Source organism: Bradyrhizobium sp. LVM 105 (assembly GCF_003957705.1).
GTDB lineage: Bacteria > Pseudomonadota > Alphaproteobacteria > Rhizobiales > Xanthobacteraceae > Bradyrhizobium > Bradyrhizobium frederickii.
On the sequence record NZ_QZMV01000008.1, the window covers coordinates 223846 to 249708 of the forward strand.

22 protein-coding genes are annotated in these 25863 nt (G+C 66.3%); 8 read left to right on the plus strand and 14 right to left on the minus strand.

Annotation, left to right across the window (positions count from 1 at the left end; all coding sequences use genetic code 11):
- Positions 1-132: 132 nt before the first annotated feature.
- Complete coding sequence (locus D6B98_RS23145; RefSeq protein WP_126259210.1) at positions 133-1161, minus strand: YcjF family protein; 1029 nt, start codon at positions 1159-1161, stop codon at positions 133-135.
- Positions 1158-2627 carry a YcjX family GTP-binding protein gene (locus tag D6B98_RS23150; RefSeq protein WP_126259211.1) on the minus strand — a complete coding sequence of 490 codons (1470 nt, stop codon included), beginning with the start codon at positions 2625-2627 and terminating at the stop codon, positions 1158-1160. Before D6B98_RS23150 ends, D6B98_RS23145 begins: the two co-directional genes overlap by 4 nt.
- A 178-nt stretch (positions 2628-2805) precedes the next feature.
- On the opposite strand from D6B98_RS23150, the gene trhA reads away from it, so the two are divergent.
- On the plus strand, positions 2806-3501 hold the full coding sequence (gene trhA, locus D6B98_RS23155; protein WP_126259212.1) for a PAQR family membrane homeostasis protein TrhA: 696 nt from the start codon (positions 2806-2808) through the stop codon (positions 3499-3501).
- Positions 3502-3566: 65 nt separating this feature from the next.
- Positions 3567-4361, plus strand: a complete 795-nt coding sequence (locus tag D6B98_RS23160) for an SDR family oxidoreductase (RefSeq protein ID WP_126259213.1) — start codon at positions 3567-3569, stop codon at positions 4359-4361.
- Between the two features lie 141 nt (positions 4362-4502).
- Here the strand turns inward: D6B98_RS23160 and D6B98_RS23170 are convergent, their stop codons facing one another.
- Entirely contained in the window at positions 4503-4964 is a 462-nt protein-coding gene (locus tag D6B98_RS23170; protein WP_126259214.1) for a MarR family winged helix-turn-helix transcriptional regulator, read from the minus strand.
- 76 nt (positions 4965-5040) lie between these two features.
- On the opposite strand from D6B98_RS23170, the gene D6B98_RS23175 reads away from it, so the two are divergent.
- Positions 5041-5814: an SDR family NAD(P)-dependent oxidoreductase gene (locus D6B98_RS23175; RefSeq protein WP_126259215.1), complete on the plus strand. Its 774-nt coding sequence runs from the start codon at positions 5041-5043 to the stop codon at positions 5812-5814.
- An 87-nt stretch (positions 5815-5901) separates the two neighbouring features.
- Here the strand turns inward: D6B98_RS23175 and mdlC are convergent, their stop codons facing one another.
- From mdlC to D6B98_RS23195, 4 genes are all read right to left on the minus strand, one after another.
- Positions 5902-7524, minus strand: a complete 1623-nt coding sequence (gene mdlC, locus D6B98_RS23180; protein WP_126259216.1) for a benzoylformate decarboxylase — start codon at positions 7522-7524, stop codon at positions 5902-5904.
- A gap of 168 nt (positions 7525-7692) precedes the next feature.
- A complete protein-coding gene (locus tag D6B98_RS23185; RefSeq protein WP_126259217.1) occupies positions 7693-8544 on the minus strand; it encodes an HTD2 family dehydratase in 852 nt (283 codons plus the stop codon).
- A 15-nt stretch (positions 8545-8559) separates the two neighbouring features.
- The gene (locus D6B98_RS23190) at positions 8560-9663 is read right to left on the minus strand and encodes a CaiB/BaiF CoA transferase family protein (protein WP_126259218.1); all 1104 of its coding nucleotides are present in this window, start codon (positions 9661-9663) and stop codon (positions 8560-8562) included.
- A gap of 9 nt (positions 9664-9672) precedes the next feature.
- Entirely contained in the window at positions 9673-10842 is a 1170-nt protein-coding gene (locus D6B98_RS23195; RefSeq protein ID WP_126259219.1) for an acyl-CoA dehydrogenase family protein, read from the minus strand.
- Positions 10843-10967: 125 nt separating this feature from the next.
- Here D6B98_RS23195 and D6B98_RS23200 point away from each other — a divergent pair, with 125 nt between their 5' ends.
- Complete coding sequence (locus D6B98_RS23200; RefSeq protein WP_126259220.1) at positions 10968-11888, plus strand: LysR substrate-binding domain-containing protein; 921 nt, start codon at positions 10968-10970, stop codon at positions 11886-11888.
- A gap of 363 nt (positions 11889-12251) precedes the next feature.
- On the opposite strand, the gene D6B98_RS23205 is transcribed toward D6B98_RS23200, so the two are convergent.
- Positions 12252-13526: a cytochrome P450 gene (locus D6B98_RS23205; protein WP_164718800.1), complete on the minus strand. Its 1275-nt coding sequence runs from the start codon at positions 13524-13526 to the stop codon at positions 12252-12254.
- 179 nt (positions 13527-13705) lie between these two features.
- A complete protein-coding gene (locus D6B98_RS23210; protein WP_126259222.1) occupies positions 13706-14971 on the minus strand; it encodes a cytochrome P450 in 1266 nt (421 codons plus the stop codon).
- Positions 14972-15359: 388 nt separating this feature from the next.
- Here D6B98_RS23210 and D6B98_RS23215 point away from each other — a divergent pair, with 388 nt between their 5' ends.
- Entirely contained in the window at positions 15360-16505 is a 1146-nt protein-coding gene (locus D6B98_RS23215) for a DUF898 family protein (RefSeq protein WP_205680521.1), read from the plus strand.
- Positions 16506-16508: 3 nt separating this feature from the next.
- Complete coding sequence (locus tag D6B98_RS23220; protein ID WP_126259224.1) at positions 16509-17621, plus strand: M48 family metallopeptidase; 1113 nt, start codon at positions 16509-16511, stop codon at positions 17619-17621.
- An 8-nt stretch (positions 17622-17629) separates the two neighbouring features.
- Here D6B98_RS23220 and upp read toward each other — a convergent pair whose 3' ends face one another.
- The 3 genes from upp to D6B98_RS23235 form a co-directional block, all read right to left on the minus strand.
- Positions 17630-18259 (minus strand): uracil phosphoribosyltransferase, encoded by a 630-nt coding sequence (gene upp, locus D6B98_RS23225; protein ID WP_126259225.1) that lies wholly within the window; start codon positions 18257-18259, stop codon positions 17630-17632.
- 164 nt (positions 18260-18423) lie between these two features.
- The gene (locus D6B98_RS23230) at positions 18424-19662 is read right to left on the minus strand and encodes a URC4/urg3 family protein (protein ID WP_126259226.1); all 1239 of its coding nucleotides are present in this window, start codon (positions 19660-19662) and stop codon (positions 18424-18426) included.
- Positions 19663-19669: 7 nt separating this feature from the next.
- A complete protein-coding gene (locus D6B98_RS23235; protein ID WP_126259227.1) occupies positions 19670-20926 on the minus strand; it encodes a GTP cyclohydrolase II in 1257 nt (418 codons plus the stop codon).
- 325 nt (positions 20927-21251) lie between these two features.
- Between D6B98_RS23235 and D6B98_RS23240 the strand changes: the two genes are divergently transcribed.
- Positions 21252-22376, plus strand: coding sequence for a threonine synthase (locus D6B98_RS23240; RefSeq protein ID WP_126259228.1), 1125 nt, complete (start codon positions 21252-21254; stop codon positions 22374-22376).
- 116 nt (positions 22377-22492) lie between these two features.
- On the opposite strand, the gene D6B98_RS23245 is transcribed toward D6B98_RS23240, so the two are convergent.
- Entirely contained in the window at positions 22493-23308 is an 816-nt protein-coding gene (locus D6B98_RS23245; protein ID WP_126259229.1) for a DUF2927 domain-containing protein, read from the minus strand.
- Positions 23309-23405: 97 nt separating this feature from the next.
- Entirely contained in the window at positions 23406-23984 is a 579-nt protein-coding gene (locus tag D6B98_RS23250) for a L,D-transpeptidase (RefSeq protein WP_126259230.1), read from the minus strand.
- Positions 23985-24276: 292 nt separating this feature from the next.
- Between D6B98_RS23250 and D6B98_RS23255 the strand changes: the two genes are divergently transcribed.
- On the plus strand, positions 24277-25824 hold the full coding sequence (locus tag D6B98_RS23255) for an acetolactate synthase large subunit (RefSeq protein WP_126259231.1): 1548 nt from the start codon (positions 24277-24279) through the stop codon (positions 25822-25824).
- Positions 25825-25863 lie beyond the last annotated feature (39 nt).

Consider the following 25863-nt stretch of genomic DNA (forward strand, 5'->3'; position numbering starts at 1 on the left):
AGCAAAGATGCCACTCAGCCTCATCCTGAGGAGACCGCAAAGCGGTCGTCTCGAAGGACGAGGCGCTCGCTCAGGCCCCGCCAAGAACTCATATGCGATGGCCCTGCCGCAAGCGGGGAGAGGAAGAAGAGACTACTCCTCCCCATCCTTCTTCCGCAGCAGATCCGTCGCGAGGTCCGACAGCTTCGGCGGCGGCAGCGCCGCGAAGGGCAGCGGGCGCGTGACGTCGATCGCGGCGAGGCCGAGTCGCGCCGTCAGCAAGCCGTTCAGCACGCCTTCGCCGAGCCGCTGCGACAGCTTCGCCGCAATGCCGTGGCCGAGCATCTGCTGCACCAGGCTGTCGCTCGCGGCCATGCCGCCGGTGATGGCGAGATGGGCGATGACGTGGCGCAGCAGGCGGATCATGCCGAGCGCGCCGGGGCGGCCGCCATAGAGAAAAGCAAGCTGGCGGATCAGGCGCAGCGCAGCGACGAACACGAACAGCACGTCGATCGCGGCGCGCGGGCTCACCGCCGTGACGATCGAAACCTTTTGCGCGGCCGACGACACCAGCCGCCGCGCCTCCGCATCGAGCGGCGACATCAACTCGCGCTCGGCGAGCCGGATCATGTCGGCGCCGTCGATGATCTCGCCGGTGTGGCTCTCCAGCGTCGCGCGCGCGCGCGCGAGCTGCGGGTTCTGGTGCGCGATCTTGAGCAGGTCCTGCACGATCACGCGGCTCTCCTTGCGGTCGTCGCTGGCAAGGACGGCGGCTGCGCGCTGATGCAATTGCTCGATCGTGGCAAGACGCGCGAGGCCAAACGCTTCGCGTCCGATCACCACGGCAAGCGCCAGCGCGGTGACGGAGGCGAAAGCGAGGCCGACAAAGCCGAGCGTTTCGCTGCGTGCGAACAGATCCTCGATCAGATGGACTACGCCGAGCCCGGTGCCGAGCAGTGTCAGCCCGGCAAGCCCCGACCAGAACAGCGTGCCCCAGGGAAAGCCGCGACGCGCCGGCCGCGCCGCCTCGATCGGCACCGGCAGCGCCTGCGGATCATGCTCCGGCGTGATCTGGATGGTGGCGCGGCCGAGCCGCGCCGTCTCGTCGGCTTCGGTGACGACGACGCCGGGATCGTCGAGCCGGAACGTCGCCGGCCGCCGTGGCTTCGATCGGTCGTTCATGCGAGCTTGTCTCCGATCAGGAACTGCAGGGCGCGGTCGAGGCGGATGTGAGGCAGCGTCGGCGGCTCGGTGCCTTCGCGCTCGAGTGTTGGCGGGCGGAAGCGCAGGAAGCGGAAATCGCTTCTCTCGGCAGCCTCGGTCGCGAGGCCGCGGAACGCATCACGGCCGTTGAACAGCGGTTCGGGATCCAGCGGCAGGTCACCCGGAAAGGTCGCCACTTCCGTGTTGCCGTCGAAGAACTCGCCGCCGGCGCTCTCGCCGGCGGCCGGCGTTCCCAGGATCGACGGCAATTTGTCGCGGCCGCGCGCGACCTGCGCTTCTGTCGTGGCGCGCACGGCGGCCAGCGCAACCACGTCGATGGAAGCGCCGGTGCTTTCCGCGCGCGCAACGGCGCCCGAGACGGCGCGGCGCAGCACGGCCTCGAGCCGGTCGTGGCTGGAATGATGCAGATGGTCCGCCTTGGTCGCCGCGAACAGAATGCGGTCGATGCGCGGCCGGAACAGGCTGGAGAGCAGGGTGCTACGGCCGATGTTGAAGCAATCGAGAATGCCGGCGAGCGCGGCTTCGAGATCGTGCAGCGCCTCGGGACCGGAGTTGAACGCGGCGAGCGCGTCGGCCAGCACGATCTGGCGATCGAGCCGGGCAAAATGATCGCGGAAGAACGGCCGCACCACGACGTCCTTGTAGGCCTCATAGCGGCGCACCATCATCGCCCATAGCGATCCCTCCGGCGCGTGCCCGCCGATGGGCACCTCGAGCGGCGCAAAGGTCAGCGCCGGGGAGCCTGCGAGATTGCCGGGCATCAGGAAGCGGCCTGGCGGCAGCAGGCTCATCGCGAAACGCTCGTCGCGGCAGGCGCGCAAATAGTCGGTGAAGAGCTTCGCAGCGGCGAGCGTCGCCTGCTCGTCCTCGCGCGCCTCGGGCTTGAGCGTCGCGAGATGGGCGTGCCATTCGCCGGCGAGATGCGCGCGCGGCGCCTCGCGCGACAAGGCCAGGCTCTCCGCCGACCATTGTTCAAAGCTCTTCTGCAGCAGCGGCAGGTCGAGCAGCCATTCGCCGGGATAGTCGACGATGTCGAGCGTCAGCGTGCGATCGGCGCCGTTCGGGCGCTGATAGTCGATGACGAGCCTGAGCTCGCTGATGTCGACGGTCGAATTCGGCCAGCGCCGTTCCTCCACGAGCGCGCGCAGATGGCTCTCATAGGCAAAGCGCGGCACGGCATCGTCGGGCTGCGGCGCCAGATGCGCCCGCGCGATCCGGCCCGAGGCATAGGCGTCGAACACCGGAAACCGGCCGCCGCGGGTGAGGCCGTGGATCAACGCGGTGATGAACACGGTCTTGCCGGCCCGCGACAGGCCGGTAACGCCTAACCGCACCGTCGGATTGAAGAAGTGCTCGCCATAGTCGATCAGCGCCTGCGCAGACAGCCGCGCCTCTTCGACCATATCCTGGAAACTGAATGCCATATGAACGTTAGAGGATCCGGGGCGGGAGGAATGTGCGGCCGATCACAAAAGTGGCAATTGCGTGGGGAAAATCAAGCTCCATACTTCCACCGCCTTTGTCGGCCAGTCAGCCGTTTGAACGACGCGCCGATCCCGAAACACCCATAGCAGAGGGCACTACCTCATTTTGCGGATTGCCATGACCGTCTTCCAACTGAAACAGCTTGCATCCAGCTCTGTCCACGCCGCGGCCGACGCGATGGGCTGGCACTACGACCGCGCCGAGCTCATCGCCGACGGCATCATCCACGCGATCGGGGTGCTCGCCGGCATCGTCGCGGCCACCGTGCTGGTGGTGCTGACGGCGATCTATGCCGACGCGACCGACGTCGTCGGCGTCTCGATCTACATCGCCGGCCTGCTCTCGATGCTGGTGCTGTCGGCGACCTATAACCTCTGGCCGGTGTCGCCGGCCAAATGGCTGCTGCGCCGGTTCGACCATTCCGCGATCTATCTCCTGATCGCCGCGACCTACACGCCGTTCATCCTGGAGGTGAAGGACAGCGGGTTCGCGCTGGTGCTGCTCGCCGGCGTCTGGTGCGTCGCCATTCTCGGCATCGTGCTCAAGCTTTGCTACCCCGGTCGCTTCGACCGCGTCTCGGTCGGCATTTATCTTGCGATGGGCTGGAGCGGCGTGATGCTCTACGATGCCGTGGTCCAAGCGTTGCCGGCGCTGGTGCTGGGCTTCATCCTGGCCGGCGGAGTGCTCTACAGCTTCGGCGTGATTTTCCACGCCTGGCGGCGGCTGCGCTTCCAGAATGCGATCTGGCACGGCTTTGTCTTGGCCGGCGCGGCATGCCATTATACCGCGGTGCTCGACCTCGTGTTGAGCTGAACAAGCTCCGCGCCGCGGAATAAGCCGCGCGGTGCAAGGCGGTATGAGACAAGAGGAGACGTCGCATGCAGGTGACCGGCAAGGTGGTGGTCGTCACGGGCGGCGCAAACGGCATCGGCAAGGCGCTGTGCGAGGCGTTTGACAATGCGGGCGCGGCCAAGGTCGTCGTCGCGGATATGGATGCTGCCAATGCCAGGGCGGTCGCCGCCATGGTGAATGGCGCGGCCTTCAAATGCGACGTCGCGCAGGAGAAAGACATTGCGCATGTCATCGAGGAGACCGAACGGCAGTTCGGTCCCATCGAACTGTTCTGCTCCAATGCCGGCATCGGCGGCGGCTTCGATCCGATGTCGGAAAATGCCGGCGGCGCCTCCGACGAGCCGTGGCAGCGCAGCTGGGCGATCCACGTCATGGCCCATGTCTACGCGGCGCGGCATCTCGTCCCGCGCATGAAGGCGCGCGGCGGCGGCTATTTCCTCAACACCATCTCGGCCGCGGGTCTGCTGTCGCAGGTCGGCAGCCCGGCCTATTCGACGACCAAGCACGCCGCAGTGGGCTTTGCCGAGAATCTCGCGATCTCGCACAAGGCCCACAACATCAAGGTCTCGATCCTCTGCCCGCAGGGCGTCGACACCAACATGCTGCGCTCGATCCCGAAGGGCCCGCAATCCGGCGACGGCGACCTCACGCCCGAGCAGGTCGCCAAAGACGTGCTCGCCGGCCTTGAGCAGGAGACGTTCCTGATCCTGCCGCACCCCCAGGTGCTCGGCTACATGCGCAAGAAGACCGAAAATTACGACCGCTGGATCGGCGGCATGGCCAAGATCCAGGCCAGGATGCGGGAAGAGTTCGGGAAGTAGGGCGGAGGCTGTCGCCCCGATTGACGCTGTCATGCCCCGCGAAGGCGGGGCATCCAGTACGCCGCGGCCTCTCGACTCAATCACAACCGCCTCGGAGTACTGGATCGCCCGCCTTCGCGGGCGATGACACCGAGGTTGAGGTCACACCACCGGCGCCATCTCATCCTCCACCCGGCTCTGCCGCAGCGCCCGCGCGTAGAGCATCATGCCCTCGCGCACCTTGCGTTGCTCGGCTTCCGTCAGCGCCGCCAGCGCACCACGCACCTGCTGCCGTCCGAACGCATGCAGCGCCTCCAGCGTGCGCCGGCCCTTCGCCGTGAGCGACAATAGCTTGCTGCGGGCGTCGAGCTCGTCCGGCGTCTCGCGCAGCTCGCCGCAATCGATCAGCTTGCGTACCAGGCGGCTGACGCTGGATTTCTCCAGACGCAGGAAATCGCCAAGCTCGCCCGAGGTCATGGGCCCGCGGATGCCGATCTCCAGGATGGTGTGGACGGCGGACGGCGGATAGTCCGATGCCGCCACCGTCGCATCCATGAAGCCGAGCTCGCGCACCATCAGGCGCGAGGCGGCGCGGATGTCGTCGATCAGCGAAAGCTCGGCCATCCTTGACACCCGGCATATAGTTGTACCATACAACTATATGGGCGCAACGGCGCGCGCAAGCGTCTTGGAGTCGACCATGAGCGGAGCTTTGCCGACGATGCGAATGACGGGCAAGGTCTGCCTGATCACCGGCGGCGGCAGCGGCATCGGTCGCGCCACCGCGCTGCGGATGGCATCCGAGGGTGCCGAAGCGATCCTGGTCGCGGGCCGCCGCGAGGCCGAGATCGAGGCGACCGCCGCGTCATGCCGCGAGCTCGGCACGGCGGCGATTGCGCTCCAGACCGACATCACGCGCGAGGCCGAGGTCGAGCGGTTGGTCCGCACGGCCGTCGAACGCTGTGGCCGGCTCGACGTCGCCTTCAACAACGCCGGCTTCCAGGAACGGCGGGCGCCGCTGGAGGAGCAGGGCACCGAGATCTACGACAGCGTGTTCGACACCAATGTCCGGGCGCTGTTCCTGTGCCTGCGCCATCAATTGCCTGTCATGCTGGCGCAGGGGCGCGGCAGCATCGTGGTCAACGCCTCCGTCAGCGGCGTGCGCAATCCCAATCCCGGCTTCTCGCTCTATTCGGCCTCGAAGGCCGCCGCGATCTCGCTGACGCGCTCGGTGGCGCTGGAGAACGCCCCGCGCGGCATCCGCATCAACGCCATCGCGCCCGGCCGTGTCGTCACCGACATGATGCTGCGCGCCGGTGTCGGCGACGTCGCGACGGTGAGCGCCGGCCTGCCGCTGCGGCGGATGGGGACCCCGGAGGAGGTGGCGGAGGCCGTGGTCTGGCTGTCGTCCGACGCGTCATCCTATGTGGTCGGGCACGTGCTGGCGGCGGACGGCGGATTTCTGGCGTCGTAGTGGCGTAGCCCGGATGAGCGAAGCGACATCCGGGACCTTTGGTGCAGCCCCCCGGATATCGCTGCGCTCATCCGGGCTACGACAGGCTCAATGCTTCTGCCCGTACAGCACCGGCACCGCGGAATCCACCACGACCTCGACGAGGCTCGCCCCCTCAAACGCCATGCCGCGCTTCAGCGCCTCGCCGAGCTCCGCCGCCTTGCTCACCCGCACCGCATGGCAGCCCATGCCTTCGGCCAGTCGGACGAAGTCGATCCCCGGCAGCTCCAGCCCCGGCACGTTGCGCACCTGCATCACCTGGCTGAACGACCGCATCGCGCCGTAGCCGGAATTGTTGATGACGACCACAGTGAGCGGCAGCTTGCGCTGCGCGGCAGTCCACAGCGCCTGGATCGAATACATCGCCGAGCCGTCGCCGATCAGGCACACCGTGCGCTGCTTCGGCTTGCCGAGCGCCATGCCGACGGCGGCGGGCAGCGAATAGCCGAGGCCGCCGCTCGCCATGGTGTAGAAACTGTCCTGGCCCGGCATCGGCAGAAACTTCTGCATCGCCGGCCGGTGAGAGGGCACTTCCTCGACCAGCGAGGCGCCGTCCGGCATCGCCTGCGACAGCGAATGCAGCAGGAACTCGACCGGCAGCGGATCGGCGGCCTGCGGCGCCGGCGGCAGCGTGCGGCCCTTCGGTGTGGCGCGCTTGCTCTCCGGCAGCAGCTCGAGCAGCAGGCTCAGCGCCGGCTTCATGGTTGCGATGATGCTGGTGCCGACCGGCGTTACCGCCGCGGCGTCCGCATCGTCGGTGATCTGGAAGATGCTCGCGCCACCGTCGAAGATCGCGGCATGGCCCTCGACATGGAAGGTGAACACCGGCGCGCCGATCGCGACGACGAGGTCATGCGCGCGCAGCGCGTCGGACAGCTGCGCCGGCGAGGCGTGCAGGAAACCGGCGAATTGCGGATGCCGCTCCGGGAAGGAGCAGCGCGCGGAGAACGGGCTGACCCAGACGCTCGCCTTGGCCTTTTCGGCCAGGCGCACCATCAGGTCGACCGCGCCGGCGCGATCGACGCCGGGGCCGACGACGAGGGCAGGGTGCTTTGCGCTGGCGAGCGCGGCGACCAGCGCCTTCATCGCCTCAGGCTCTGGGCCGATCTCGCGGCTGACCTTGCGCGCTTCCACCGGCGCGGTGGCATGGGTCCAGTCGTCGATCGGGATCGATACGAAGGTCGGCCCGCACGGCGGCTGCATCGCGGTGTAATAGGCCCGCGCGATCGCGGCCGGCACGTCCTCGGGCCGCGCCGGCTCGACGCTGTACTTGACGTAAGGACGCGGAAACTCGGAGGCGCGCTCGGCATAGAGGAATGCCTGCAAGGGCAGGATCGAGCGCGCCTGCTGGCCCGCGGTGATCACGAGCGGCGTCTGGTTGCGATGCGCGGTGTAGATGTTGCCGAGCGCATTGCCGACGCCGGCCGCCGAATGCAGATTGACGAAACCGGCATTGCGCGTCGCCTGCGCGTAGCCGTCGGCCATGCCGACGGCGGAGGCTTCCTGCAGCGCCAGCACGTAGTCGATGTCATCGGGCCAGTCGGAAAGGAACGGCAGCTCGGTCGAGCCGGGATTGCCGAACACTTTTGTGATGCCGAAGGCGCGCAGCAGGTCGAGCGTCGCCTGCTTGACGGTGACGGACTTGCTGCCGCTCTTGCCGTTCTTGGCCATGGTTTCCGTCCCCTTCTTATTCCTCATCCTGAGGAGCGCGTCTTCGCGCGTCTCGAAGGATGAAGGCCCGGCTGGCGGCCTCGCCCTTCGAGACGCGCGCGAAGGGCGCGCTCCTCAGGGTGAGGGTCTAACTTCCTACATCGCTGTTCGCAACGATGCGGACGGAGCTCACCACACCGCCGTGCCCTTCATGGTCGGCTGCCCCTCCGCATTCGCGGTCCACAGCTCCATGCCATCAGCGGTCTCGTTGGCATTGACCGAGAACTCGCTGCCCTCGAACAGCGGCTGCAGGCCGCGATAGCTGAACTTCTTCGGCGCCTTGCCGCCGCGAAGCTTGGCCGCCATCTCGATGATCAGTGCCGCCTGCAGCGGGCCGTGGAAGATCAGGCCCGGATAACCCTCGACCTTGGTGACGTAGTCGCGGTCGTAATGGATGCGGTGGCCGTTGAAGGTCAGGGCGGAATAGCGGAACAGCAGCACGGGATCGGAGACGTGGGTCTCGCGGTGCTGCGCCTTCGGCGGCGGAGGCGAGGCCTTCGCGCTTGTCGGCGCGCTGCCGGTCATCTCGCGATAGACGATGTCCTGCCGCTCGCGGATGGCGGTGCCGCGCGGCGAGGAAATGCTGTGCTCGACCGAGACGAAGCACAGCGTGCCGGTCGAGCCTGATTTCACCTGCACATCGGCAATGCGCGAGGTCCGCGTCGATTCATCGCCGACGCGAAGCGGCTGCAAGAACTCGATCTCGCCGCCGGCCCACATCCGGCGTGGCAGCGGCACCGGCGGCAGGAAGCCGCCGCGGGTCGGGTGGCCGTCGGGCCCGAGCATCGACATCGGAAACACCGGCTGCGCCAGGCACCAATGCACCGTGAACGGCGCGGCGTCACCCTTCCTGGGCTCGCCGACGTCCTGGAACAGTGTCGCGCGCAGGCCCATCACGAGCTGCGCGGTGACGATGTCGGTCGCCTCCGTGCTGCGGCCGATCCATTGCCGCAAGTGATCGATGTCGAGCTTCTCGGTCATGACGCCCTCGCTCTGCTATCGCTTGGATTGGGGCTTTTCGCCGATCGCGGGCACGGCGCCGTAGCTGCGCGTCTCGCCGACGATGATCGGCGCCGGCGCGGGATAGCTGACACGGCCGTTCGGCGTGTCGACCTCGATGCGGCGCAGATGCGGATGGTTGGTGAGGTCGGCCATGGTGTTGACCTCGGCAAAGGCGATGTCGGCGTCCGACAGCCGCTTCAACAGCTCGTCGCGCGTCATCTTGCCGAAGGCATCCGCGACCGTCGTGTCGGTGAAGTCGCGGTTGCGCACGCGCTCGACCATGTTGGCGACGCGTGGATCGGCGGGCAAATCGGGTTGATCCAGCACCTTGGCGCACAGCGTCTTCCACTCGCGCTCGCTCTGGATCGAGATCAGGATGTCCTTGCCGTCCTTCGAGGTGAACACGCCATAGGGCGCGATCGAGGGATGGCGCAGGCCCATGCGCTTGGGCGGATTGCCGGCCTCGGAATTGAGCAGCGGCACGGTGCACCAGTCCGCCATCACGTCGAACATGGAGATGCGGATGTCGGCGCCCTTGCCGGTGCGCCCGCGCGCGATCAGCGCCTCCAGGATCGCGGCATGCGCGGTGGCGCCGGTCGCCACGTCCACGATCGACATGCCGACGCGCGAGGCGCCATCAGGGTTTCCGGTGATCGAGGCAAGCCCGCTCTCGGCCTGGATCAGGAGATCATAGGCCTTGCGATGCGCATAGGGGCCGTCATCGCCATAGCCGGTGATGGTGCAGGAGATCAGCTTCGGATAGTCCTTCAAAAGCCGCTCGCGGGAGAAGCCGAGCTTGTCCATCGAGCCCGGCTTCAGGTTCTGGATCAGCACGTCGGCGCCGGCGATCAGCTTTTCCAGCTCGGCGCGGCCTTCCGCCGTCGTGAGATCGACCACGGCCGATTGCTTGCCGCGGTTGAGCCAGACGAAATAGCTGCTCTGGCCCTTGGCCGCCGCGTCATAGCCGCGGGCGAAATCGCCTTCGGGCCGCTCGATCTTGATCACCTCCGCGCCGGCATCGGCCAGGCGCGAGGAGCAGAACGGCGCCGCCACCGCCTGCTCGACCGCGATCACCCTGATCCCGTCAAGTGCTCCCATGGCCGGACCTCAGTACGAGCGCGGCATGCCGAGCACGTGCTCGGCGACGAAGGAGAGCACGAGGTTGGTCGAGATCGGCGCCACCTGGTACAGCCGCGTCTCGCGGAACTTGCGCTCGACGTCGTATTCCTCGGCAAAGCCGAAGCCGCCATGAGTCTGGATGCAGGCGTTCGCCGCTTCCCAGGACGCATCCGCCGCCAGCATCTTGGCCATGTTGGCCTCCGCGCCGCAGTCGAGCCCGGCCTCGTATTTGCGCGTCGCTTCCTTCACCATCAGCTCGGCCGCGCGCATCGAGGCATAGGCCTTGGCGATCGGGAACTGGATGCCTTGATTTTGGCCGATCGGCCGGCCGAACACGGCGCGCTCCTTGGCGTAGTTCGTCGCCTTGGCGATGAACCATTTGGCGTCGCCGACGCATTCGGCGGCGATCAGGATGCGCTCGGCATTCATGCCGGAGAGGATGTAGCGAAAGCCCTTGCCTTCCTCGCCGATCAGGTTCTCAGCCGGCACCTTCATGTCGGTAAAGAACACTTCGGTGGTGGCGTGGTTCATCATGGTGCGGATCGGGCGGATCTCAAGGCCGTTGTTCTTGGCCTCGCGCATGTCGACAATGAACACTGACAGGCCGTCGGTGCGCTTCTTGACCTGCTCCTTCGGCGTGGTGCGCGCCAGCAGCACCATCAGGTCGGAATGCTCGGCGCGGCTGGTCCAGATCTTCTGGCCGTTGACGATGTAGCTGTCGTTGCCGTCCTTGCGCGCGAACGTCTTCAGCGAGGAGGTATCGGTGCCGCTGGTCGGCTCGGTGACGCCGAAAGCCTGCAGGCGCAACTCGCCGCTCGCGATCTTCGGCAGGTACTTCGCCTTCTGCTCGGCATTGCCGTGGCGCAGCACGGTGCCCATCGTGTACATCTGGGCATGACAGCCGCCGCCGTTGCAGCCCGCACGCTGGATCTCTTCCAGGATCGCCGCCGCGGCCGACAGCTTCAGGCCCGCGCCGCCATATTCCTCGGGGATCAGCACCGACAGATAGCCGGCCTCGGTCAACGCGTCGACGAAGGCCTTCGGGTAAGCCATCTCGCGATCGAGCTTGCGCCAATATTCGCCGGGAAACTGCGCGCAGAGCTTTGCGACGGCTTCGCGGATGTCGGCGTAATCTTCGGTGTGGTGTTCTTCGCTCATGGCGTTTCCCGTTCCTAGCGGCAGTTAAGATAACGCCGGCCAATCCCTTGGCGTTGTGAAAACAACGCCAGCCCCCTATGCTCATTTGTTATAGCGTATGAAGCAGCCTTCCAGGATTGGCAAGCATGGATTTCCGGCAGCTCAGGACCTTCAGTTGCGTGGCGGAGCTCGGCAGCCTCTCCAAGGCGTCCGACACCTTGCGCGTGGCGCAGCCGGCGCTTTCCAGGCAGATCAAGCTGCTGGAACACGAGCTGCGCACCGAACTCTTCACCCGCAACGGCCGCGGCATGGTGCTGACCGAAGCCGGCCGGCTGCTGCTGGCGCGCACCTCCGGCATCGTGCGGCAGATCGACCAGATCCGCGACGACATCCAGTCGTCCCAAGGGCCGCCTTCGGGCCAAGTCGTGCTCGGTCTCGTTCCGACCGTCAGCTGCGTGCTGTCGGCGCGCTTTGCGCGGCGCTGCGTCGAGAAGTTTCCCGGCATATCGCTGCGCATCGTCGAGAGCTACAGCGGCCATCTGGTCGAATGGCTGCATCGCGGCGAGATGGATCTCGCCATCCTCTACGGCCGCTCCGCCGATCTGCATCTCAACGTGCAGAGCCTGGGGCGCGACAACATCGTCGCGGTCGGGCCGCGCGGCTGCGGCCTTTCGCGCAAGAAGAGCGTCGATGTCGGCTGGCTGCTGCGGCAGCGGCTGGTGCTGCCCTCTCATTCCCACGGCCTCCGCGCGCTGATCGAGCACGCGGCGGCCCAGCGCAAGATCAAGATCAACGTCCAGCTCGAGGCGGATTCCTTCCGCGTGCTCACCAGCCTGGTCGAGGAGGGGCTCGGCTTCGCGCTGCTGCCGCCCTCGTCGGTCCATGGCGAGGTCGCGGAGGGGCGGCTGGAAACCACGTCCGTGTCGAAGCCGATGACGCGCGAGCTCATTTTCGCTTCTCCGATCGATCGGCCGGTCTCGACGGCCTCGCTGGCGGTCACAGCTCTCCTGCGCGAGGAAGTCGCCGCCTGCCGCAAGGACGGCGTGTGGGACATCAAATTGAGCTAGATGTGCCGATGTCGTAGAACAGTCAGGCGCCGACTTGCCTTCGCATCTGGCGCGAGCTGTCATGCCGAAATTTTATAGCTGGGCTTCAATGCCTGATCCTCATCCTGAGGAGCGCGTCTTCGCGCGTCTCGAAGGATGAAGGCCCGGTTGGTGGCCTCGCCCTTCGAGACGCCTGCTTCGCAGGCTCCTCAGGGTGAGGGGGAGCGGTTCAGCGCGCCGCAGCGTTCGCTGTCCGGAATGTGGCGCGCCTATGTATCCAAGACCTCGTCATTGCGAGCGCAGCGAAGCAATCCAGGAATCTTTCCGCGGCGACGGTCTGGATTGCTTCGTCGCTTCGCTCCTCGCAATGACGGCGGAGAGAGCTCAGCCCGGAATCCGCACCGGCAGCGTCTCATACCCCTTGATGAAGCTCGAATAGATCCGCTTGGGCTCGCCGACCACCTCGATGCGGTCGAAGCGCTTCAGCATCTCCTCCCAGACGATCTTGAGCTGCAATTCGGCGAGCCGCATGCCGACGCAGCGGTGGATGCCGAAGCCGAAGGAGAGGTGGGTGCGCGGGCGCGGGCGGTCAATGATGAACTCGTTCGGCTGGTCGAACATCTCGTCGTCGCGGTTGCCCGAGACGTACCACATCACGACGCGATCGCCTTTCTTGATGTGCTTGCCGCCGATTTCGGTGTCCTGCAATGCGGTGCGCCGCATATGCGCCAGTGGCGTCTGCCAGCGGATCACCTCCGGAACCATGGAGTCGATCAGCTCCGGATTGGCGCGGAGCTTGTCGTACTGCTCCGGGTTCTCGTTCAGTGCCAGCACCGAGCCGGTCATGGTGTTGCGCGTGGTGTCGTTGCCGCCGACGATGAGCAGGATGATGTTGCCCATGAGATTGTCGGGGTCCATGTGGCGCGTGGCGTCGTTATGGGCCATCAGCGACAGCAGATCGTTGCGCGGCGCCGAGTTGACGCGCTCGTTCCAGAGCCTGGACATGTAGGCATAGCATTCGTCCATCTCGCGGCGGCGCTCTTCGGCGCTAGCCACGATGCCGCTCTTGGGCAGCGCAGTCGAAACGTCCGACCAGCGCGTCAGCTTGCGCCGCTCCTCCCAGGGGAAGTCGAACAATGTCGCGAGCATCTGCGTCGTCAGTTCGATCGAGACGTGCTCGACGAAGTTGAAGGTTTCGTTGCGCGGCAGGTTGTCCAGCACGGTCTGCGAGCGCTGGCGGATCAGCTTCGCCAGCTCGTCCAGATGTGTTGGCGTGAACATCGGCGACACCGTCTTGCGCTGCGCCGAATGCCGGGGCTGGTCCATCGCGATGAAGCTCGGATAGTCGTAGCCTTCCGGCACGTCGCGGATCGAGATGCCGCCGAGCGTCGAGTCCGAGGAGAAGATGCCGTGATTGGTGTCGACATGCATGATGTCGTTGTACTTCACCACCGACCAGTACGGCTCGATCGGCGCGTTGGTGCAGTAATGCACCGGCTCTTCCTTGCGCAGCCGCTCGAACCAGGGCCACAGCGTGTCGTCCTGGAACAGCCGGGGCGCGCCGGGGTGGAATTGCGACAGCGGCGTCGCATAGGCCTCCTCGCGGGCCTTGCGCATGCGTTCGGCCTTGTCCACCTTAACCGGCGCTTGGATGTTCATCGTCGTGGCTCCAATGTTTCTCTTCCTTCGCCTCTCCCCGCTTGCGGGGAGAGGCCGGATTGCATCGAAGATGCAATCCGGGTGAGGGGGACTCTCCGCGAATCCGTCTCTCAGCGTGTGTGCGGAGAGAGCCCCTCACCCCGACCCTCTCCCCGTAAGAACGGGGAGAGGGAGATGTCCTAAGCCGCAATCTTCACCGGCAGCTCTTCCAAACCCTTAACAAAGCTCGAATAGACCCGCTTGGGCTCGCCGACCACGTCGATATGGTCGAACCGCCTCAGGATCTCTTCCCAGATAATCTTGAGCTGGAGTTCGGCAAGCCTGAGGCCCACGCAGCGGTGAATGCCGAAGCCGAAGGACAGATGCGTGCGCGGTCGGGCGCGGTCGATGATGAAATCATAGGGCCTTTCGATCACCTCCGCGTCGCGGTTGCCCGAGACGTACCACATCACGACCTTGTCACCTTTCTTGATCTGCTTGCCGCGGAACTCGAAGTCGGAGAGCGCGGTGCGGCGCATATGCGCGAGCGGCGTCTGCCAGCGGATCACCTCCGGAACGAAACTGTCGAGCAGCGCGGGATTCTCGCGCAGCTTGCGATATTGCTCCGGATACTGGCTCAGCGCGAGAAGCGAGCCGGACATGGTGTTGCGGGTGGTATCGTTGCCGCCGACGATCAGAAGGATGAGATTGCCCAGGAAGTTCTTTGCGTCCATGTCGCGCGTCGCGGCGCCATGCGCCATCATCGAGAGCAGGTCGCTCTTCGGCGGCTGCTCGGCGCGTTCCTTCCAGAGGCGCGAGAAGTAGGCCGCGCATTCCCCGAGCTCGGCCAGTCGTTCCTCGTCGGTGGCGACGAGGCCATCAGGCCCGGGAATCGTGGTGGCGACGTCGGACCAGCGCGTCAGCTTGCGGCGGTCCTCCCAGGGGAAGTCGAACAGCACCGCCAGCATTTGCGTCGTCAGCTCGATCGAGACACGGTCGACCCAGTCGAACACCTCGCCGCGGGGCAGATTATCTAGGCACTCGGCCGAGCGCTTGCGGATATTGAGTGCAAGGTTGTCCAGGTGCGTCGGCGTGAACATCGGCGCCACGGTCTTGCGCTGGGCGGCGTGGCGCGGCGGATCCATCGAGATGAAGCTCTCGCGGCGCAGGTCCGGATCGATGTCACGGATGGTGATGCCGCCGAGCGCGGAGGCCGAGGAGAACACCGCATGGTTGGTCTCGATCTCCATGATGTCGTTGTAGCGGGTTATCGACCAGTACGGCCCGAACATCGAGTCCTTGCAATAATGCACGGGGTCTTCCCGGCGCAGGCGATCGAAATAGGGCCAGAACGTATCGGTCCTGAACAGTTCGGGATCACCCGGATCGAATTGCTCCAGCGGCAATGACTTGGCGCGCTCGCGAAGCGTGTCGAGCTTGGCCGCGCTCTCGATGGTCCCATGCATGACCGTTCTCCCTGGCACGAACCGCGCGTTCTCGTTGAATTCTGCGCTGCGGTATTTGATTTGCAATTACAGCCGGTTGTCTGCGCCGGGGCAAGGGAGAGTTTTGCCACATCCAACCCTTGCGAGAGGGGAATGCGTAGCCCGGATGAGCGAAGCGACATCCGGGACCTTGCTCGCGGCGTCCCCGGGTATCGCTCCGCTCACCCGGGCTACAGGATTGGGCTACGAAGCTGCAGCGTGATCCCCCGCACACCGTTTGTCGTGAAATCATGCAAGAATCGACTGGAATCGAGCTAAATCGAACCCGGCCGTGTTGGGGATCGACCAATCTCGGATTTATAGTTTGATTGCAACAGACCGACATCCCGAGGTTGCCGCCGTGAACGACATGCAATGGACCCCGATCGGCTCCGAGCCCATTCCGCCGCCGCTGCCGCCGACGCGCGTCGAGTTTTCCGGCAACCGCTCCGAATTCCGAAAAATGGTCACCAAGGGGGCCATGCTGGAGCTCGTCACCTTCGGCTTCTACCGGTTCTGGCTCGTCACCGACATTCGCCGTCATCTGTGGGCGCACACGGCGATCGACGGCGATGCCGCCGAATATACCGGGCGGGCCAAGGAGCTCCTGGTCGGCTTCCTGTTCGCGCTCGCGATCCTGGTGCCGATCTACCTCGCCTACTTCCTGATCGGCATCGAGTTCGAGCGCTGGCAGGGCTTTGCCTCGACGCCGCTGTTCATCGGCTTCTACGCCTTCGGCCAGTTCGCGATCTTTCGCGCGCGACGCTATCGGCTGACGCGCACGGTCTGGCGCGGCGTGCGGTTCTGGATGGACGGCTCCGGCTGGGCCTATTCGTTCCGCGCCATGGCCTGGGGCCTGCTGGTGTTGCTGACGCTCGGCCTGGCGCTGCCGTGGCGCGCGGCCGCGCTCGAACGCTACAAGATGCAGCACAGCCATTACGGCGATCTCACCGGCGATTTCGAGGGTGACGGCTGGACCTTCTTCAAGCGCGCCTGGTGGCTGTGGCTGCTCAGCCCGATCGCGCTATTCGTCTTCCCGCTCGCGCCGTTCGTCTATGCCGAATTCAAGGCGCGCGAATGGCGCTGGTGGCTCGACGGCATCCGCATCGGCGGCGTCAGCCTGTCCTCGAACCTGCCTCATGATGCCTTCTACGGCCTGTACTGGAAGCTGGTCGGCTGGTGGATGCTGCTCACGGTCGCCTTCGCTGTCTACATGGGCGGCGGCTCCTTGCTGCTGGTTCAGCTGAGCGGCGTTTCGGCCGAGGAGATCTTCGCCGGTGACAACGCCGCCAAGAGCATCCCGATGGTGGTGATGATGGTGATCGGCTATTTCGCCCTGGCGCTCGCGATCAACATCGTGATGCGGGTCTATCTCCAGCGCGATCTCTGGGCCAAGGTGCTGGAGACCGTCGAGGTGCACGACATCGCGGCCGCGGCGGATGTGCGCGGCAGCGGCCAGCTCGCCAGCGCGCTCGGCGAAGGTTTTGCCGACGGGCTCGATGTCGCGGGATTCTAGGCTGTGAGTGAAACATTTGCCGAAGCGCCGGCGCAGTCGGCGAAGCCGACCATCTTCTTCGACGGAACGTCGAGCCGCAGACGGCAGGTGACATTGGCGCTCGGTGATGCGCTCGAGATCGCCGAGGAGGGCGGGGCGCCGGTTCGCTGGGCTTACGGCGACATCCGCCGTGCCGACAGCCCGCCCGGCATCCTGCGCCTTTCGTGCACCGCCGCGCCGCCATTGGCGCGGCTGGAAATTCGCGACGCGGCGCTCGCGGCAGACGTGACAGTCCGTTGCATGCGGCTCGACGAGCACAGGACCTCGCGCCGCGGTATGGCAAAAATCGTCGGCTGGTCGGTGGCGGCCGCCGTCTCCATCGTCTGCGTCGTTCTGTTCGGCGTGCCGCTCGCCGCCGACCGTCTGGCGCCGCTGGTGCCGAAACCCGTCGAACTGCGCATCGGCGACGCCGCCGAAGTGCAGGTGAAGACCATCTTCGGCCGCAGCGTCTGTGAAGACCCCGCAGGCAAGGCCGCCTTCACCAAGCTCGTCAACCGCCTGCGCGATGCCGCCGGTCTCGACGACGATTCCATGACCGCGGGCGTGCTGCCGAGCTCGGTGCCGAACGCGTTCGCGCTGCCGGGCGGCAAGGTCTACCTGCTCAAGGGGCTGCTCGACAAGGCCGAAAGCCCCGACGAGCTCGCCGGCATCCTCGCGCACGAGCTCGGTCATCTCAAGCATTACGACAACATGCGCGGGCTGATCTACAACGGCGGCACCTCGTTCCTGATCGGCCTCTTGTTCGGCGACGTCACCGGCTCGTCCGCGGTGATCTTCGCCTCGCGCAGCTTGGTCGAAGCCTCCTATTCGCGCGAGGCGGAGACCGCCGCCGATACGTTCGCGATCGAGATCATGCACAAGCTCGGCCGCTCGCCGAAGCCCGCGGCTGAGCTGATGTTCCGCATCACCGGCAAGGAAGGCGGCTCGACGCTCACGACCATCCTCGCCAGCCACCCGCTGACCGAGGACCGCCTCGCCCGCATGACCAGGGAAGATCGCCCGGCCTCCGGCCCGCCGCTGCTGACGGACAAGGAATGGCAGTCGCTCAAGCTGATCTGCGGCAGCGGGAAGGTCTAGGCTCCTGCCTATCGCGTTCCGTAGGCGCGGTCGCCGGCATCGCCAAGGCCGGGAAGGATGAAGCCGTTGTCGTCGAGGCCCTCGTCCACCGCCGCCGTCCAGATCGGCACGTCGGGATGCAGCCCGCGCAGCCGCTCCAATCCTACCGGCGCTGCGATCAGGCAGGCGAGGCGGATGTCCCTGGCGCCGCGCTCCTTCAGCCGGTCGATGGCGGCGACGGCCGTGTTGGCGGTCGCGACCACCGGCGTTACCACGATGGCGAGGCGCTCGCTGAGATCGGACGGCGATTTGAAGAAATACTCGACCGCGGCAAAGCTGTGCGGCTCGCGGTAGAGTCCGATATGGGCGACGCGCGCGGTCGGCACCAGGTCCATCATGCCGTCGACGAAGGTCGTGCCGGCCCGCAGCATCGGCACGAACACCAGCTTCTTGCCGGCGATCTTGGCCGAATGCATCGTCGCCAGCGGCGTCTCGATCACGGTGTCAGTGAGCGGCAGATCGCGCGTCACCTCGTAGCAGAGCAGCATGCCGATCTCCTTGATCAGCTCCCTGAACGATTTGGTCGAGATGGACTTGTCCCGCACCAGGGTCAGCTTGTGCTGCACCAGCGGATGATCGACGATCGTGACACCTTCCATGACGGATGCTCTCTTCTTCCCTTCTCCCCTTGTGGGAGAAGGTGGCGCGAAGCGCCGGATGAGGGGTCTGCTTCCACGAACTCAAGCGAGAGATATGCCCGCGGAGACAACCCCTCACCCGGCTTCGCTTTCGCGAAGCCACCCTCTCCCACAAGGGGAGAGGGTTAGAAAACCGTGCCGTCGCTGATCACCTTGAGCGGCGGCGAGCCGTCGGGGCGACGAGCGAAGGCGATGGCGCGGCCGGCGGCCCAGGTGCCGCCTTCCAGGATGCTGGCGAGCGGCAAGGTCTCCGGCGTGCGGCCGAGCTTTGCGCGAACCAGTTCGGCGAGCCGGTCCAGCAGTGCGACCGTCAGCGCGCGCCATTCCACGACGAGCAGCGAATCCACCGCATGCGCGCGCTCGGCATCGGCGCCATCGCGCAGGCGCAGCACCTCGTGATCGACGAACAGGCCGCCATTGCGATATTCGGCCAGTCCTGTCAGGCCGTCGATGTCGGTCACGTCGAAGCCGGAGCGCTGCAGCGGCTCGATCAGCGAATAGCTCAGCCATTGCGACAGCTTGTGCAGCGGCACGAGGCCTGCCGTCGCGTCGTCGGCCTTGAGCGCGGGATGGCGCCAGCAATCGCCGAGCGGGACGCCCGCCAGCTCGAGCCGTGAGGGCCAGATCGGTCCGAGCTGGTTCAGCACCGCGGCGAGGATCGCCGGCGCGGCAATGGCGCCGCCCTTCGCCTGCGCCGCGATGTGATCGAACAGGCCGCCCGGCCGTGGCGTGTCACGCAGGCCGAACACGTCGGCGCGCTCCGCCACCAATGTTCCGAGACGCCGCAGCAGATCGACGCGTCCCTCGAGGCCCAGCAGCGGGTTGGCATCGCTCACCTGAAAGGCGGAGGTGAGGGAGGCGAGCGGCAGTTTTGCCAGCACGTCCGCATCAGCCCTGAACGGCGCGCGGGCGGCGTCCGAGAAGAGGCCGCCCGCGAACATGTCGAGGCTCGCAATCGCGAGTCCCTCGGAGCGGCCGATGTTCTCGCCGTTCGTCGCATCGCGATATCGCCAAGCCGCGCCGGCGCCGGCGTCGAGCAGCACGCTCACGATCGCAAGGTCGAACTCGGCACGCGCCCGTGCCTCGCGATCGGGCCAGGGCGCCGTGTCCGCCAGCCGCGCCCAGCGGTCGACGCCGCCGATCACAAAATGCCGCCAGCGCGCATGGAACGGAATTTCCAGCGTCGGATAGGCCTGTCGCGTCACCGCGAGCACGGCTTCCGCGACATTGTCCATGCGGTCGAGATCGATCGTGAAATGGCTCAAGCCGCCGGCAAGGCCCAGCCCGAGCATCTGTCCGGCACGCGCGCGCACCGCTCCTGCGCTGAGCAGGGAGCGGGCCTGTCGTTCCAAAGCGTCCGCCATCGTGCGATCAGTATTTTTCCAGCGAACGTCCGACCACGCCATCGACGTCCTTCTCCGGCGCGATGTCGGTCGAATAATAGCCGGCGGCCTTCTTCGCGGCGATCTCGACATAGGCGTCGGCCGGGATCAGCTCCGGCGGGATCGGCACGCGCTCGACGATGTCGATCCCTTGCGAGGTCAGCGCGTCGTATTTCATGTCGCTCATCGACAGGAAGCGGTCGATGCGCTTGAGGCCGAGCCAATGGATCGTATCCGGCATCAATTGCTGGAAGCGCGCGTCCTGGACGCCGGCGACGCATTCGGTGCGTTCGAAGTAGGCGGCGGCGGCGTCGCCGTCCTCCTGGCGCTTGCGCGCGTTGTAGACCAGGAATTTGGTGACCTCGCCGAGCGCGCGGCCTTCCTTGCGGTTGTAGACGACGAGCCCGAGCCCGCCCTCCTGCGCGCCGCGCGCCGATTCCTCGATACCGTGGATCAGATAGGGCCGGCAGGTGCAGATGTCGGAGCCGAACACGTCGGAGCCGTTGCACTCGTCATGCACGCGGCAGGTGATCCTGGTGCGATGATCCGGCAGTTTCGTCACGTCGCCGAACATGTAGACGGTGGTGCCGCCGATCGGCGGCAGGAACACCTTCATGTCGGGGCGCGTCACCAGCTCGGGGAACATGCCGGCGGTCTGCTCGAACAGCGTGCGGCGCAGCTCGGTCTCGCTGGTGCCGAAGCGCGTCGCAAGGCCGGGCAGGTACCAGACCGGATCGATCGCGATCTTCACCACGGAGACGCTGCCGTTGGCGTGCACGACCTCGCCGTCGGCGCGCAGCCGTTTTGCGGCGAGCGCCTCGCGGATCTCCGGCAGGTCCAGCCGCGCCCGCGTCACCGCGATGCTGGGGCGGATATCGGCGCCCTCGGCGATCTCCTGGCGGAAGTTCTCGGCGACGAGATGGCCCCAGGGATCGAGCGCGACGATCTTGGTGGGATCGCTCCATTGCGGGAACGGGCCGATCGTCGCGGCCGGAAACGTGTTGGTGAGGTCGGGGCGCCGGATCGGATCGAGCGCGCCGGCGGACACCGCGAGCGCACGGTACATCGCGTAGGAGCCGCCATGGCTGCCGATCACGTTGCGATCGCCGGCGCGCGACACCGTGCCGATGACCGGCCCGCGGGCGCGCGCCTCGGTGGCGCCCCAGTGGATCGGAAAGGCGGAGGTCCGGCCCGGCTCCGGATGGGAGGTCAGGCGGATGTGGTCGGTACGGTTCGCGCGGCTCATGTCCAGGCTCCCAAAAAGCCAACGGCCCGCCGCTCGGACGGGCCTGGCTCGCTTGCGGCCCGGCTCTCGGAACAGCCGGCGACGCAAGCTCAATCCAACATATTGTAACCCCGGCGAGCGACAGACAAGTTAATCGTGCGCGGCCGCCGAGACCCGTTCCCGCGCCCGTCCGGATCGGCCAACGGCGCCAGAATGCTCCCTATATCTATGTAATTGCTATAATTTTTGAAGGGGCGGGCGGCGCCCCGGCGGCCCGAACAGGTGACTGGATAAAGCCTGCATATTCGGACATATCGACCGGATCGGCTCTATTCCGGAGATCCCCATGCCCGCCAGTTACATCGACCCCCGCAACGGACAGCTCTACCCGCTCGACCAGCCGCGCTGGTGCTCGGACGAGCGCACGCCGCTGCTGGTGACGCCGGGAGCCGGCATCTCGCGTGATGATATCGATGGTCGCACCCGCTCGCTCTGGCGCTACCGGGCCGCACTGCCGGTCGAGATCAAGAATCCGATCACGCTCGGCGAAGGCTGCACGCCGCTGGTTCAGCAGAATTGGGGCGAGCTGCGCCCGTTGTTCAAGCTGGAATGGTTCAACCCGACCGGCAGCTTCAAGGACCGCGGCTCTTCCGTGATGCTGTCCTTCCTCCGGCAGATCGGCGTCTCGGCCATTCTCGAAGACTCCTCCGGCAATGGCGGCTCGTCGATGGCAGGGCTCGGTGCCGCCGGCGGCATGCGCGTGAAGATTCTCGCGCCGGCCTCGACCTCGCCGGCCAAGATCGCGCAGGTGCGCGCCTATGGCGCGGCGGTGCAGCTCGTCGAGGGACCGCGCGAGGAATCCGAGGCGGAAGCCATTCGCCAGTCGAGCCAGACGTTCTATGCCAGCCACAATTGGCAGCCGTTCTTTCTGGAAGGCACCAAGTCGCTCGCCTACGAGATCTGGGAGGACCTCGGCTTCCGTGCGCCCGACAACGTCATCGTTCCCGTCGGCGCCGGCAGCAGCCTGCTCGGCTGCGCCTTCGGCTTTCGCGAGCTGAAGAAAGCCGGACAGATCGCAAGGTTGCCGCGGCTGTTCGCGGCGCAGCCGCTCAATTGCTCGCCGATCGATGCGAGTTTCAAGGCCGGCGTCGATACGCCCGTCGCCCGCGAGGTGAGCAAGACAATCGCCGAAGGCACCGCCATCAAGCATCCGCTGCGCCTGCGCGAGATCATCGGCGCCCTGCGCGAGAGCGGCGGCGGCTCCATTGCGCTCACCGAGGCGGAGATCGTCGCCGCGCTGCGCCGCCTTGCGCGCCAGGGCCAGTTCACAGAGCCGACCAGCGCCAGCGCGGCCGCCGCACTGGACAAGCTCGCAGCCGCCGGCGCCATCAAGGCGACCGAGACCACGGTCGCGGTCCTCACCGGCACGGGCCTGAAGGCGGCAACGACCGTGGCCGATCTGGTGCAATAGGGCAGTAGGATGGGTAGAGCGCAGCGAAACCCATCAGCTTCGCCGCCGTCGCAGCAGCTCGATGGGTTTCGCTTTCGCTCTACCCATCCCACGACTTCAGCGTTTGGGTGGGCGCCTCACTCCTTCAGATCATTCACCCGCTTCACCCAGGCGCGCACGTCGGCGAGCACGGCGGGCAGCACCGCCTTGACCTCGGCGACGGTCATGCCTGCCCTGATGCGGGGATCGTACAGCAGATTGAGGATGTACTGGTCGTAGATATCGAAATAGCCCATCGAGACGTTGTCGTTGAACATGGTCCAGGGCACGCTCGTGGTGTCGTTGATCGGCCCGAGCGATTGCAGCAGCTCCTCATAGGCGCAATCGAGAAAGACGAAATCGCCGTTGTCGACGGTGAGGATGACGTCGGAATGCTCGATCTCGAAATTGTCGTTCTTGCGGAAGCCGGACAGGCATTGCGGGTCGAGCGAGGAGCGGATCTCGCGCGCCTTCTCGGCGCCGTAGAAGCTGGTGAGGGTGCGGTAGAGATCGCGATCGCGCACCAGCTTCACGCGCACATTCGCCGCCTCGTTGGTGTCGGTCATGGCGATGTCGAGATGCTGCACGCGCTTGCCGATGTCGGCCACGACCTTTGCCAGCTGTGCCTTGCGATCGGCGCGGTCGCTCTCGGCGTAGACGCGCACCGGTCCGTCGAACTTGCGGATGCGGTCGACGCGGCCGGCGAGATGATATTCGGCGCCGAACGCCGTCTTCAGGAAGCCGTCGACGATCTCGCCGTCGGTAAAGCTCTTCTTCTCGGTGCGCTGGCGCGAGGAGACCGCGGGCAATTCGCCGGCGGCGGCTATGGTAGCGATGTCAGGCGCGCAGGTGAGCGCCGCGAACGCCAGCAGGGCGGAGCGAAGGGCAGCCGAGGAGGGATTCAATGCGCTCATTGTCGTGCGACGCTGCCGTATTCACGCCGCGTGCACAAGACCCTCTCCCCCAACCCTCGCCCGCAAGCGGGGGAGGGAGCGCACCGCATGTGCAGCGCTAATTGTTCAGCACCACCACAGGGGTACCGACCGCGACGCGGCTATAGAGATCGCTGACGTCGTCATTGGTCATGCGGAAGCAGCCCGAGGAAACCGCCTGGCCGATCGTCTCCGGCTCGTTGGAGCCGTGGATGCGATAGAGCGTCGAGCCCAGATACATCGCGCGTGCGCCGAGCGGGTTTTCGATGCCGCCCTTCATGTGGCGCGGCAGGTCGGGGCGGCGGGCCAGCATCTGCGAGGGCGGCGTCCAGTCCGGCCATTCCTTCTTGGCGGTGATCCTGTGCATCCCGCCCCAGCGGAAGCCGTCGCGGCCGACGCCGATGCCGTAGCGCAGCGCCTGACCGTTCCCGAGCACCAGATAGAGCCGGCGCTCGGCCGTGTTCACCACGATCGTGCCGGGCGCATAATTGCCGTTGTACATGACGGTGGTGCGGGGGATCGGGCTGGCGCCGCCGCCGCCGAGATAGCCGGTGGAACTGGTGCCCGTGAAGTCTATCATTCCCGCCGCGGATGCGTCGGCCGCGCCGGCCAGCACGAGCGCCATTGCGGTGATCTGCGCGGCAAAAAACCGGATCATTGCTTCCCCCAGAAAAAAACGATTCAACAAAAGCCACAGGCCATATTTGCGGGCATTCCGCAAGCCACGGGGCCGTGAGGCAGGGCATCCTTAACGGATGGTGTTACCAAATCGGCAACTGCGCCAATTTGCTCGAAGACGTTGGAGCGCTCTCACCGGAACGGAGTATTAGCCAAGCCGGCGCATCGCCATGCGGGGCAGGGCCGCGATGCCGGCTATTGCTTTGACGGGCCGAGCGAACAATGATTGATCGCGTGGATCGCCGGAAGTGGCCGGTTGCGGAGCAAAAAGAATGAACGGTGCGGAAAGCCTGGTGCGGACGATGGTCAAGGGCGGGGTGGACGTCTGCTTCACCAACCCGGGCACTTCCGAGATGCATTTTGTCGCAGCGCTCGATCGCGTGCCGGGCATGCGCTGCGTGCTCGGCCTGTTCGAGGGCGTGGTGACGGGCGCTGCCGACGGCTATTTCCGCATGAAGGGCACGCCGGCCTCGACCCTGCTGCATCTCGGCCCCGGCCTCGCCAACGGCCTTGCCAATCTGCACAACGCCAAGAAGGCCAATTCCGGCATCGTCAACATCGTCGGCCAGCACGCGGTCTACCACATCGGCTACAACGCGCCGCTGACCTCCGACATCGAGGGCCTGGCCCGGCCGATGTCGTCCTGGGTCCGGACCTCGCCGGATGCCAGATCGGTCGCCGCCGACGGCGCCGCGGCCATTGCCGCCGCCAAAAGCGCGCCGCCGCAGATCGCCACCCTGATCCTGCCCGCCGACACCGCCTGGAACGAGGCCGACGGCATCGCCGAGGTCCCGGCCGAGCAGCAGCGCGCGAGCTATTCGCCGCAGGCGGTCGAGCAGGCCGCAAAGATCCTGCATGGCGACGGCGAGGGTACGCTGCTCTTGATGACCGGCAGCGCGCTCAGCGAGCGGGGCTTGGCGTTCGCCGAGCGCATCGCGAACAAGACCGGCTGCACCGTGATGGGCCCGACCTTCCGGCCCAAGATGGCGCGCGGCCGCGGCCGCTTCTCGATCGACCGCATCCATTACGTGATCGAGCAGGCGCTGCCGATGCTGGCCAAGTTCCGTCACATCGTGCTGGTCGAGTCCGACGATCCCGTGGCGTTCTTCGCCTATCCGAACAAGCCGAGCATGCTCAAGCCGCAAGGCTGCGAGGTCCATCGCATGACCTCCTGGGGCGAGAACTCGGTCGCCGCGCTCGAGGCGCTTGCCGGCGCGGTGAAGGCCAGCGCCAAGGACGTCAAGCCGCAGGCCTTGCAGGAGCTGGTCAAGCCGACCGGCGCGCTGACTTTCGCCTCGATCGCGCAGGCGATCGCGTGCGCGATCCCCGAGAACGCCATCATGGTCGACGAGTCCCTGACCACCGGCCGCGGCTTCTTCCCGCCGACCGCGGCGGCGGCTCCTCACGATTGGCTGCAGAACATGGGCGGCTCGATCGGCTTCTCGACGCCGCTGTCGATCGGTGCCGCGATCGCCTGCCCGGACCGCAAGGTCATCACCATGGTCGGCGACGGCAGCGCGATGTACACGATCCAGTCGCTGTGGACCCAGGCGCGCGAGAACCTCGACATCGTCACCATCGTGTTCGCCAACCGCATCTACCAGATCCTGCGCGGCGAGTTCGACAATGTCGGCGCCGGCGAGCCCGGCCAGCGCGCCAACGACATGCTGCGGCTCGACCGTCCGACGCTGGATTTCGTGGCGCTGGCCAAGGGCATGGGCGTGCCCGGCCGCGCCGTCACCAATGCCGACGAGTTCAACAAGGCGCTGGCTGAGGCCGTCGCCGAGCCGGGGCCGCGGCTGATCGAAGTCCAGATGTAAGGCATGCTCGGTCTCTTCACCTCTCCCCGCTCTTCTGCG

Excerpts from the sequence above, each read along its gene's own strand:
- D6B98_RS23145 (WP_126259210.1), bottom strand. The coding sequence starts at position 1,161 with ATGAACGACCGATCGAAGCCACGGCGGCCGGCGACGTTCCGGCTCGAC.
- D6B98_RS23150 (WP_126259211.1), bottom strand. The coding sequence starts at position 2,627 with ATGGCATTCAGTTTCCAGGATATGGTCGAAGAGGCGCGGCTGTCTGCG.
- trhA (WP_126259212.1), top strand. The coding sequence starts at position 2,806 with ATGACCGTCTTCCAACTGAAACAGCTTGCATCCAGCTCTGTCCACGCC.
- D6B98_RS23160 (WP_126259213.1), top strand. The coding sequence starts at position 3,567 with ATGCAGGTGACCGGCAAGGTGGTGGTCGTCACGGGCGGCGCAAACGGC.
- D6B98_RS23170 (WP_126259214.1), bottom strand. The coding sequence starts at position 4,964 with ATGGCCGAGCTTTCGCTGATCGACGACATCCGCGCCGCCTCGCGCCTG.
- D6B98_RS23175 (WP_126259215.1), top strand. The coding sequence starts at position 5,041 with ATGAGCGGAGCTTTGCCGACGATGCGAATGACGGGCAAGGTCTGCCTG.
- mdlC (WP_126259216.1), bottom strand. The coding sequence starts at position 7,524 with ATGGCCAAGAACGGCAAGAGCGGCAGCAAGTCCGTCACCGTCAAGCAG.
- D6B98_RS23185 (WP_126259217.1), bottom strand. The coding sequence starts at position 8,544 with ATGACCGAGAAGCTCGACATCGATCACTTGCGGCAATGGATCGGCCGC.
- D6B98_RS23190 (WP_126259218.1), bottom strand. The coding sequence starts at position 9,663 with ATGGGAGCACTTGACGGGATCAGGGTGATCGCGGTCGAGCAGGCGGTG.
- D6B98_RS23195 (WP_126259219.1), bottom strand. The coding sequence starts at position 10,842 with ATGAGCGAAGAACACCACACCGAAGATTACGCCGACATCCGCGAAGCC.
- D6B98_RS23200 (WP_126259220.1), top strand. The coding sequence starts at position 10,968 with ATGGATTTCCGGCAGCTCAGGACCTTCAGTTGCGTGGCGGAGCTCGGC.
- D6B98_RS23205 (WP_164718800.1), bottom strand. The coding sequence starts at position 13,526 with ATGAACATCCAAGCGCCGGTTAAGGTGGACAAGGCCGAACGCATGCGC.
- D6B98_RS23210 (WP_126259222.1), bottom strand. The coding sequence starts at position 14,971 with ATGCATGGGACCATCGAGAGCGCGGCCAAGCTCGACACGCTTCGCGAG.
- D6B98_RS23215 (WP_205680521.1), top strand. The coding sequence starts at position 15,360 with ATGCAATGGACCCCGATCGGCTCCGAGCCCATTCCGCCGCCGCTGCCG.
- upp (WP_126259225.1), bottom strand. The coding sequence starts at position 18,259 with ATGGAAGGTGTCACGATCGTCGATCATCCGCTGGTGCAGCACAAGCTG.
- D6B98_RS23230 (WP_126259226.1), bottom strand. The coding sequence starts at position 19,662 with ATGGCGGACGCTTTGGAACGACAGGCCCGCTCCCTGCTCAGCGCAGGA.
- D6B98_RS23235 (WP_126259227.1), bottom strand. The coding sequence starts at position 20,926 with ATGAGCCGCGCGAACCGTACCGACCACATCCGCCTGACCTCCCATCCG.
- D6B98_RS23240 (WP_126259228.1), top strand. The coding sequence starts at position 21,252 with ATGCCCGCCAGTTACATCGACCCCCGCAACGGACAGCTCTACCCGCTC.
- D6B98_RS23245 (WP_126259229.1), bottom strand. The coding sequence starts at position 23,308 with ATGAGCGCATTGAATCCCTCCTCGGCTGCCCTTCGCTCCGCCCTGCTG.
- D6B98_RS23250 (WP_126259230.1), bottom strand. The coding sequence starts at position 23,984 with ATGATCCGGTTTTTTGCCGCGCAGATCACCGCAATGGCGCTCGTGCTG.
- D6B98_RS23255 (WP_126259231.1), top strand. The coding sequence starts at position 24,277 with ATGAACGGTGCGGAAAGCCTGGTGCGGACGATGGTCAAGGGCGGGGTG.